The organism is Brachybacterium tyrofermentans (genome assembly GCF_039526165.1).
GTDB lineage: Bacteria > Actinomycetota > Actinomycetes > Actinomycetales > Dermabacteraceae > Brachybacterium > Brachybacterium tyrofermentans.
This window is the reverse complement of sequence record NZ_BAAAIR010000005.1, coordinates 1-8,409: the sequence shown is the minus strand read 5'-3', so window position 1 is coordinate 8,409 and position 8,409 is coordinate 1. Positions and strand designations below refer to the sequence as shown.

Here is an 8,409-nt window from a genome sequence, read left to right as displayed (position 1 = left end):
CACACCCACATGCCAGAATCAGCAGCTGAACACCGGCAACGACGCCGGTCGCCCCCGCTCACAACCCCGATGAAACATCGAGGTTAACGCCCTGGGGCTTCCTAGGAGTTCTGTTCCCGAGGCAGCTTCTCGGCGAGCAGCTCTCGCATCCGCCCCGGGGCGTCCACGTCGTCTATCCAGCTCTGTGCTTCGCCGTGGTGGATGCGCAGCGTCGGCTCCCAGCCATGGAGGGGCGGAAGCAGATCAGCAAGCGCATCACGGAACGCCCGCTGCCGATGACGGCCGTGCTGGCCAGGAAAGAGCGGAGGCTTCCGCGCCCCGAAACCGCCGCCCTCGAGCCGCGTCTTGGCCCGCGAGCGATCGATCCAGTCCTGTCGATCGAACGCGGTCCGTGCAGAGGCCGGGTAGGGCTGAAGGGTGAGCGCACGGAATTCATTGAAATGCTGTGTCTCGTCGACCTCGAGAATGCGGCTGTGCCCGTCGGGGCCGAGAATGACTGCATCGAGGCTGCGCCGTTCCCGTGGGGGCATGACTTCCGGGAGGTCCGCCGCAGCCAATTGGCGGTAGATCGTTCTCACCAGGGGCCACGCGTCTCCGCAGTCGGTCGATCCGGGCCGGTTCAGCCACGCCGGTGTGCGTGGCTTCTCGATCACCTGGTGCTCGGGCAGCGCGGCGCGCACAGCCGCGATCGTCGAACGCTGGAATTCAAGAGCCATAAGCCCCAAGGTAGCGGGGCACCCGCCAATTGGTGGGTGCCATCCCGTCGCTGCGAGGCGACGGCCTTCGGCGCGTAGCTCTCAGTCCTCGACGGTCCTGATCACCCGGGCCGGCGAACCGACGACGAGCGCTTTCGCCGGCACGTCCTTGGTGACGACGGAGGCGGCGGCGATGACGGCGTCGTCCCCGATGGTGACGCCGGGCAGGATCGTCACGTTCGCGCCGATCCACACGTTGTTCCCGATCGTCACGGGGGCCGGGTGGAGGTCGCCGCGGCGGCTCGGGGCGAGGTCGTGGTTCAGGGTGGCGATCACGGTGTTGTGCCCGATGAGGCAGTCGTCGCCGATGTGCAGCCCGCCCTGGTCCTGGAAGCGGCAGCCGGCGTTGAGGAACACGCGCTTGCCCAGGTGGATGTTCTTGCCGAAGTCGGAGGTGAAGGGCGGGAACAGGGTGACGCTCTCGTCGATCTCACGGCCGGTGAGCTCGGCGAGCAGCTCTCGCACCCGGGAGGGTTCGTGATAGCCGCCGTTGAGCTCTCCCGTGACCTTCAGCGCCTCCTGGCTGGTGGCGTGCATGACCGCGTGCAACGGGGAGTTCGCCGGGATGGCCTGGCCGGAATCGAGGGCGTCCAGCAGGTCGGTGAGGGTCATGGGGCCGCCTTCCACGGAGGGTCGCGCCGGGGTGGCAGCGCCGCGACTCCCAGCGTAGCCAACACTGCCTGCGCGGACGCTCGACCGTCCTGACGCTCCAGGCCGACGGGCAGGGCACCTCGTCGCCGACCAGGCCCACCTCCCCCACTCCGGGATCGCAGTCCGGACCGTTCGCACGCGCCACACCAGATCCACTGCCTCCCCTCGCGGCCGGCGACCGCGAGGGGAGGCAGCGGCGAGCCGCTCGAGCATCCTCACGGTCGAGACGGGTGCTACTATCGTCGCCGATCCCTCGGGTGCCCGATGCAACGGGCTGAGATCGGACTGTCGCAGTCCGAGTACCGAATGAACCTGCCCCGGATAATGCCGGCGAAGGAAGAAGGAGAGCGCAGCGCCATGTCCGCACGCCCTGAGAAGTTCGCACGACTGGAGAACTACCCCACCCACCGCCTCGACGTGCTCGAGGATCCCGCCCATGGCATCCGTGTGCCCATCACCCGGGTCCTCCAGGACGATGCTCCCGATGGCACCGCCAACCCGCCGCTGGCGGTGTATCGCACCGCCGGCCCAGGGTGCGAACCGGAGGTGGGACTGCCGCCGATGCGGGAGGACTGGATCGTCGGCCGCCGCGACGTCGAGGAGTACGTCGGCCGCGACCGATCCTTGTCCGACGACGGCCGGGGCGCTATGCGCCGCGGCGAGGCGAGCGCCGAGTGGCGCGGTGCCCGCCGCGCCCCGCTGCGCTCCCCCATCGGCACCCGGGTCACACAGATGCACTACGCCCGGCGCGGCGAGATCACTCCGGAGATGCGCTATGTCGCGCTGCGGGAGAGCTGCGACGTGGAGCTGGTGCGCAGCGAGCTCGCCGCAGGGCGCGCGATCATCCCGGCGAACGTGAACCATCCCGAGGCGGAGCCGATGATCATCGGGAAGGCCTTCCTGGTGAAGATCAATGCGAACATCGGCAACTCGGCGGTGACGTCGTCGATCGCCGAGGAGGTCTCCAAGCTCGAGTGGGCCACCCGCTGGGGCGCGGACACCGTCATGGACCTGTCCACCGGGGACGACATCCACACCACCCGCGAGTGGCTGCTGCGCAACTCCCCCGTGCCGATCGGGACGGTGCCGATCTACCAGGCTCTCGAGAAGGTCGACGGGGAGGCGAATGCGCTGACCTGGGAGATCTTCCGCGACACCGTGATCGAGCAGTGCGAGCAGGGTGTGGACTACATGACGATCCACGCCGGGGTGCTGCTGCGGTACGTGCCCCTCACGGCGAACCGGGTCACCGGGATCGTCTCGCGCGGCGGGTCGATCCTGGCCGGCTGGTGCCTGGCCCATCACCGCGAGAACTTCCTGTACGAGCACTTCGACGAGCTGTGCGAGATCTTCGCCCGCTACGACGTGTCCTTCTCCCTGGGCGACGGACTGCGGCCGGGATCCCTCGCCGATGCGAACGACGCGGCCCAGTTCGCGGAGCTCGACACGCTCGCCGAGCTCACCGAGCGGGCCTGGGAGCACGACGTGCAAGTCATGGTGGAAGGCCCAGGGCATATCCCGCTGCACCTGGTGCGCGAGAACGTGGAGCGGCAGCAGGAGCTGTGCCACGGCGCACCGTTCTACACGCTGGGCCCGCTGGTCACCGACATCGCCCCGGCGTACGACCACATCACCTCGGCGATCGGGGCCACGGAGATCGCCCGCTACGGCACGGCGATGCTCTGCTACGTCACCCCCAAGGAGCATCTGGGCCTGCCGGATCGTGATGACGTGAAGACCGGCGTGATCACCTACAAGATCGCCGCCCATGCGGCCGACGTCGCCAAGGGACATCCCGGCGCGATCGCGCGGGACGACGCGCTCTCGAAGGCCCGCTTCGAGTTCCGATGGAGGGACCAGTTCGGGCTGTCCCTGGATCCGCAGCTCGCCGAGGAGTACCACGACGAGACCCTGCCCGCTGAGCCGGCGAAGACCGCGCACTTCTGCTCGATGTGCGGCCCGAAGTTCTGCTCGATGCGCCTCTCCCAGGACATCCGCGACACCTACGGCGACGCCTCGGCGCAATCGGAGATCGCCCGGCAGGGCATGGAGATGAAGTCCGAGGAGTTCCGCGCGGCGGGCGGCACCGTGTACCTGCCGGACCCATCGATTCCTGTGGGCTCCGGCACCGACGCCTGAGATCGTCCAGCAGAACGGGACGGCGGACAGGGGGCGGGGCGGGCCGGAGACTCGTGGCCCACCTCGTCATCCCTGGATATCTGAGAGCTCCTGCGCACGTGATTCGGGAACTCCCAGGATGAGCAGGCTGGTCATCGCCGCCGCGCTCGCACTGAGGCTCTCGCCGACACGGTTCCGATCCGCGATGGCGAACACGGCGGCGAAGGCCACCTGGCTGAGGACGTGCGCGGGCAGATGCTCACCGAAGACCCTGCTGTCCTGTCCTCGGCGCACGAGGTCGGCGAGGGTCTCGTCGACCGGCCCCAGCAGAGCATGGATCTCGTCGCCATGCTCGCCGCGCCGGAGGCTCAGCAGCACCCTGTAACGGTGCGCCACGGGCCAGAGGCGGGCGATGAAATCGGCCCACACCCTCTCGGCCGAATCGTGGGAGGCGATCGCCTCGTCGAGCACGGAACCGACCTCCTCCGCGGCCCTCTGCGCGAGGGTGCGCACGAGGTCCCCGCGGGTGGGGAAGTAGCCGTAGACCGTGCGACGGACCACCCCGGCGGAGGAGGCGATCTCGCCCATGCCGAGATCAGGGTTCTGACCCAGAGCGTCGAGGGCGACGTCGAGGATGCGCGTGCGGGTGTCCTCTGTGGAGCGTGCCCGGTCCGATCGGTTCTGCATCGCCCCACTATTGCACACGGGTGTGCAGCGACGTAGATTGCACACCGCTGTGCAACGCTCCGTTGCACCGCTCACCCTCGAGGAGAGCAGCGCTATGTCCCCATCGACTTCTGCACGCGCAGACCTCATCCGACCGTTCACCGTCTCCGTACCGGCCTCAGAGATCGATGACCTGAAGCAGCGACTCGCGAGAACCCGATGGCCTGATCCGGAGACCGTCTCGGATTGGTCGCAGGGCGTCCGCACCAAGGAGGCCAGAGCACTGATCGACTCTTGGGAGCGGGAGTACGACTGGCGTCGGTTCGAGCGCGAGCTCAATCGCTTCCCCCAGTTCCTGACCACGATCGATGGCGTGGATATCCACGTCATCCATGTCAGGTCGAAGAATCCGCACTCGATGCCTCTTCTCCTTTCCCACGGCTGGCCGGGGTCGAACGCGGACTTCCTCGAGCTGATCGGCCCGCTCACCGATCCGGTGGCCTTCGGAGGTGACGCCGAGGACTCCTTCGACGTCGTGATCCCGTCCCTGCCCGGATTCGGCTTCTCCCAGAAGCCGACCGAGACCGGATGGGACGTCGCTCGGATCGCCGCTGCCTGGGCGGAGCTGATGGAGCGGCTCGGCTATGAGAGATGGGCCGCTCAGGGCGGAGACTGGGGTGCCATGGTGACGACGGCCCTCGCGACGCTGGCACCGGCGGGGGTCCTCGGGATCCACCTGAACACCCCCTACGCGGTCCCCGCACGGATCCCCGAGTCGCTCTCGCCCTCAGAGCGCCGCGCCGTGGAATCCATCGCCCTCTACACGGGCACCCTCGGCGGATCGAACCATGTTCAGGCGACGAAGCCCGAGACGGTGGGATTCGCTCTGGCGGATTCCGCGGCCGGACAGGCCGCCTGGATCTACGAGAAGTTCCACTCCAAGACGGATAATCACGGACGTGCGGAGGATGCGCTCAGCACCGACGTCATGCTCGACGCCATCTCCCTCTACTGGTTCACCAACAGTGCCGCGTCGGCCGGGCGCATCTACTGGGAGAACAGCACGGCCAGCCTCTCCGGGCCGAAGCCCTCAGTGCCGGTCGCGGTGACCGTGTTCCCCCGCGACATTCCAAGACTGCCTCGACAGTGGATCGAGGACACCTACTCCGATCTGATCCACTACCGGGAGGCGACCGCCGGCGGACACTTCGCAGCTCTCGAGCAGCCCGAGGTCCTCACGAGCGAGATCCGCACCGGATTGAGGTCCCTCCATTCGCAGCGGTGCCGTCCACACAGCAGCGCCGTCCACATGGTCGAGTGCCAGGTCGAAGACAGGGCAGGACCCGGCTGCCCTACCGTGGGCCCATGACCATCCTCCGTCAGGCCCGCCGCTGGGCGCTCCTCCTGCTCGCCGCGCTGCTCGCACTCGTGGTGGTCGCCGGCGCCCTGCTCCTGGCGTGGAGCCGGTTCGGGCTCATGGAGGCCGAGCAGGGCCCGCTCGGACAGGTCGTCGAGGACTCCGGGGTCAGCGTCACCGAGTCGAGCACCTCGCTGATCCTGCAGCCCGCCGGGGCGGGATCCTCCGCGACGGGCCTGGTGTTCTATCCGGGGGCGAAGGTCGAGGCCGACGCCTATGCGGCACGGCTCGCGGACCTCGTGACCGAGCAGAAGATGACCGTGGTGATCGTGAAGCCCTGGTTGCATCTGGCTCTGTTCGACCGCCGCGGCCTGGACACCTTCACCGCCGATCTGCCGGAGGTGGGCAGCTGGATCGTGGGCGGGCACTCCCTGGGCGGGGTGCGCGCCTGCCAGGTCGCCCGGGACGCCGATGCCCTCCTGCTGCTGGGCTCCTACTGCGCGAACGATCTCTCCGAGAGGGTGCTGCCCGTGCTGAGCCTTGCCGGCAGCGAGGACGGCTTGTCGACCCCGGAGAAGATCGCCGATGCGCGCGACCTGCTGCCCGGGACGGCGACCCTGGTCGAGATCGAGGGCGCGAGCCATGCGAGCTTCGGTGACTACGGCCCGCAGGACGGCGACGGCACGGCGAGCATCTCCGACGAGGAGATGGATGCGGAGGTCGGCGCGGAGGTCGAGGCGTTCGTCGACTCCTTCGGCTGACCCACGAGAACGCGGGGCCTCTGCTGTGGCAGGGACCCCGCGTTCTGGGCGTGCGGCCCGAGACCGCAGCAGATCAGTCGTCGAGGTGCTCGACGGCGTAGTCGGCCTGCTCCTGCGTGAACTGCTCCCCGTACTCGGAGGTCAGCTGATCGCGAATCGCCTCCGGGGACATGTCCATCGAGTCCCGGTATGAGCGGGCGCTCTGCAGAGCGTTGTCGTTCCAGTCCGCCTCGATGGTGTCGATCGCGTACTGCGCCTCCTCGGCCAGGAACTGCTCGCCGTACTCCGAGGTGAGCTGGTCGTAGATGCCCGCCTTGGACATGTGCATGGTCTCCGAGTAGCTCTCGGCGGAGGCCAGCGCGTTCGCGTTCCAGTCCGCGTCGACGTTGTCCACGGCGTACTGCGCGGCCTCGTCGGAGAACTGGTCCGCATACTCGGAGGTGAGCTGGTCGAACAGGCCCTGCTTCGACATGTGCAGCAGGTCGGAGTAGCTCTGCGCGCTGTTCAGCGCCGAGGTGTGCTCGGCGGGGACGTCGTCACCGGCCGGAGCTTCCTCCTGAGTGGACTCCTTCTCGGCAGGTGCCTCCTCAGCGGCAGGCTGCTCAGCGGCAGGCTCCTCCTCGACGGCGGGTTCCTCCTCGACAACGTCGTCGGTGGCGGCCTCCTCGGCAGGAGCGTCGGCCTCTTCCGCCTCCACGGGGTCGGCCTCAGCCGGCTCGGCGGCCGAGGTCTCCGCGGACGTCGGATCGTCGCCGCCGGAGAAGACGATCGCCGAGCAGCCTCCCACGACGATCAGGAAGAGGACGATGCAGCCGCAGCCGGCAGCGATGAGCCCCTTCTTCTTTCCCGTCGTGACCGGCGGCACCGGCGGCATGCCGGGCGCGCCGTTCTCCGGGTAGCCGTGCGGGGCGCCGTTCTGGGGATAGCCGTTGGGGACACCGCCGAAGTTCGGGGCGGGCGGGAGATTCGAAGAACCCGAATCCTGGGGCGAGGGTGCATTGCTGGTCGTTGCTGCACTCCATTCTGGGTAGGGACGTCTACCCCTGGACACAGTCGTGCCAGGGCCACTGCTGAGAAGAGAGGCCGCGGGCGGGGTGCGTGGGCTCTGGAGCCGCAGCAGATCTGCGACGAGCATCGGCGTCCGATCCGTGATCGGAGGGGGAACAACTACCGCTTGGGCCTTCACGGAAGAGATTACGGGCGGCGGCCGACAGATGAAGCACTTTCAGCTTCAACCACCCCTGTGCAGCACGTCACGCCCCTGCGCACACCCACTTCTCCCGACATCGCCGGGAGCCGAGCATGCCAAGGATTCCGGAAGCGCTTGCGAACGGACGAGCCGCCGGGTCGAATAGGAGCACCATCCCCTCGCGGCTTGGCGCACGGCGCCGGGGGTCGTCTCCCCGCTGCGATTCGCCGCCCTCCTCCTCGTCGAAAGATCGTCATGCGCCGCACCGTCGCCACCCTCGCCGTTCCCCTGCTCCTCCTCACGCTGGCCGCCTGCAGCACGGAGTCCCCGCCGCAGGGTCCGCACGATCCCCCGGTCGCCGAGCAGCCTCAGGATCCCTCCGACGGAGGAGGGGGCTCTCCAGCCGAGGAGGAGGCCCCATCCGTCGAGGCGAGCCCGTCCGACGAGCCGGCGGGCACCGCGATCGAGTCCCTGTGGGTCGACGACTCCTGGACCATCGAGGACGTCGACGAGGACCTGTGCGCCTCGGGCATCAGCGAGTCCGCCCACTCCGAGCAGGAGGACATGGTCGCGTGCGGGCCCACCGCCGCGGGCGCGGAGGCCTGCGCGCTCGAGGGCGACCAGGAGGTGCTGTGCATCGTGAACGCGATCGACAAGCAGGCGATCCGCTTCGACTCGCCCACGGCCGCCGATCCGAGCACCGAGGTGTGGCCCTCCGAGCAGGATCCGGTGCCGCTGTATGCAGAGCTGCCCGAGGGCGTGACCTGCTCGACCGTCTCCCACGATCATGACCAGCATTGGAACGGACTGTTCAGCTGGTTCGTCTGCAATGACGGCTCTTCGCGGTTCGTGGTGAATGACCCTGCTGTGGCGGGTATTCACGCTACGGTTCTCGCGGCGCTGGTGAGCAGG

Annotated in this window: 8 protein-coding genes and 1 riboswitch; of the genes, 4 read left to right on the top strand and 4 right to left on the bottom strand. The window is 68.4% G+C overall.

Annotated features, from left to right (window positions below):
• Positions 1-101 precede the first annotated feature (101 nt).
• Together ABD093_RS01060 and ABD093_RS01055 are read right to left on the bottom strand one after the other, a co-directional pair.
• Positions 102-716 carry a hypothetical protein gene (locus ABD093_RS01060; RefSeq protein ID WP_193115905.1) on the bottom strand — a complete coding sequence of 205 codons (615 nt, stop codon included), beginning with the start codon at positions 714-716 and terminating at the stop codon, positions 102-104.
• An 81-nt stretch (positions 717-797) separates the two neighbouring features.
• Positions 798-1,367 (bottom strand): sugar O-acetyltransferase, encoded by a 570-nt coding sequence (locus ABD093_RS01055; RefSeq protein ID WP_193115906.1) that lies wholly within the window; start codon positions 1,365-1,367, stop codon positions 798-800.
• A gap of 284 nt (positions 1,368-1,651) precedes the next feature.
• Positions 1,652-1,762, top strand: a riboswitch (TPP riboswitch).
• A 1-nt stretch (position 1,763) separates the two neighbouring features.
• On the opposite strand from ABD093_RS01055, the gene thiC reads away from it, so the two are divergent.
• Positions 1,764-3,545, top strand: a complete 1,782-nt coding sequence (thiC, locus tag ABD093_RS01050) for a phosphomethylpyrimidine synthase ThiC (protein WP_343921977.1) — start codon at positions 1,764-1,766, stop codon at positions 3,543-3,545.
• Between the two features lie 66 nt (positions 3,546-3,611).
• Here thiC and ABD093_RS01045 read toward each other — a convergent pair whose 3' ends face one another.
• Complete coding sequence (locus ABD093_RS01045) at positions 3,612-4,211, bottom strand: TetR/AcrR family transcriptional regulator (protein WP_343921976.1); 600 nt, start codon at positions 4,209-4,211, stop codon at positions 3,612-3,614.
• Positions 4,212-4,305: 94 nt separating this feature from the next.
• Between ABD093_RS01045 and ABD093_RS01040 the strand changes: the two genes are divergently transcribed.
• Both ABD093_RS01040 and ABD093_RS01035 read left to right on the top strand, forming a co-directional pair.
• Complete coding sequence (locus ABD093_RS01040; protein ID WP_343921975.1) at positions 4,306-5,559, top strand: epoxide hydrolase family protein; 1,254 nt, start codon at positions 4,306-4,308, stop codon at positions 5,557-5,559.
• A complete protein-coding gene (locus ABD093_RS01035; protein WP_343921974.1) occupies positions 5,556-6,308 on the top strand; it encodes an alpha/beta hydrolase in 753 nt (250 codons plus the stop codon). Before ABD093_RS01040 ends, ABD093_RS01035 begins: the two co-directional genes overlap by 4 nt.
• A gap of 73 nt (positions 6,309-6,381) precedes the next feature.
• Here the strand turns inward: ABD093_RS01035 and ABD093_RS01030 are convergent, their stop codons facing one another.
• The gene (locus ABD093_RS01030) at positions 6,382-7,182 is read right to left on the bottom strand and encodes an Ltp family lipoprotein (protein ID WP_343921973.1); all 801 of its coding nucleotides are present in this window, start codon (positions 7,180-7,182) and stop codon (positions 6,382-6,384) included.
• 570 nt (positions 7,183-7,752) lie between these two features.
• On the opposite strand from ABD093_RS01030, the gene ABD093_RS01025 reads away from it, so the two are divergent.
• Positions 7,753-8,409, top strand: a 657-nt coding sequence (locus tag ABD093_RS01025; RefSeq protein WP_343921972.1) for a hypothetical protein, incomplete at its 3' end; no start/stop codon positions are given.

Coding starts and splice junctions, on each gene's coding strand:
- ABD093_RS01040 (WP_343921975.1), top strand. CDS start 4,306: ATGTCCCCATCGACTTCTGCACGCGCAGACCTCATCCGACCGTTCACC.
- ABD093_RS01060 (WP_193115905.1), bottom strand. CDS start 716: ATGGCTCTTGAATTCCAGCGTTCGACGATCGCGGCTGTGCGCGCCGCG.
- ABD093_RS01030 (WP_343921973.1), bottom strand. CDS start 7,182: ATGCCGCCGGTGCCGCCGGTCACGACGGGAAAGAAGAAGGGGCTCATC.
- ABD093_RS01045 (WP_343921976.1), bottom strand. CDS start 4,211: ATGCAGAACCGATCGGACCGGGCACGCTCCACAGAGGACACCCGCACG.
- ABD093_RS01055 (WP_193115906.1), bottom strand. CDS start 1,367: ATGACCCTCACCGACCTGCTGGACGCCCTCGATTCCGGCCAGGCCATC.
- thiC (WP_343921977.1), top strand. CDS start 1,764: ATGTCCGCACGCCCTGAGAAGTTCGCACGACTGGAGAACTACCCCACC.
- ABD093_RS01035 (WP_343921974.1), top strand. CDS start 5,556: ATGACCATCCTCCGTCAGGCCCGCCGCTGGGCGCTCCTCCTGCTCGCC.